Source organism: Streptomyces sp. SID13726 (assembly GCF_010548375.1).
Classification (GTDB): domain Bacteria; phylum Actinomycetota; class Actinomycetes; order Streptomycetales; family Streptomycetaceae; genus Streptomyces.
In genome coordinates this window covers 1-387 of record NZ_JAAGLY010000847.1, presented here as the reverse complement: position 1 = coordinate 387, position 387 = coordinate 1, and the positions used below count along the sequence as shown (strand labels likewise).

The following is a 387-nucleotide window of genomic DNA, read 5'->3' as shown; positions in this document are numbered from 1 at the left end:
GGCCGCCCCGACCTCGAGTCCGCTCGCCTGCGCGAGCAGGGGTACCGCGAGGCCCTCGCCGAGGCCGGCGTCGCGTTCGACCCCGACCTCGTCCGCGTCGGCGGCTACCGCCCCGACCTCGCCGACTCCCCCGCGCACGAGCTCCTCTCGCTCGCCGAGCGGCCCACCGCGATCTTCGCCGCGAACGACCTCTCCGCCATCCGCACCATGGAGGTCGCCACCGAGCTCGGCCTGCGCGTGCCCGACGACGTCTCCGTCGTCGGGTTCGACAACGTCCCCGAGTCCGCGCTCACCACCCCGCCGCTGACGACCGTCGACCAGCCGATCCACCGGATGGGCGCCGAGGCCCTGCGCCTCATCGTCGACCTCGTCGAGGTCAACCCCCTC

The 387-nt window shown here is 74.7% G+C and carries 1 protein-coding gene; it reads left to right on the top strand.

Annotated features, from left to right (window positions below):
* Positions 1-387, top strand: a 387-nt coding sequence (locus G3I78_RS50630; RefSeq protein WP_164437420.1) for a substrate-binding domain-containing protein, incomplete at both ends; no start/stop codon positions are given.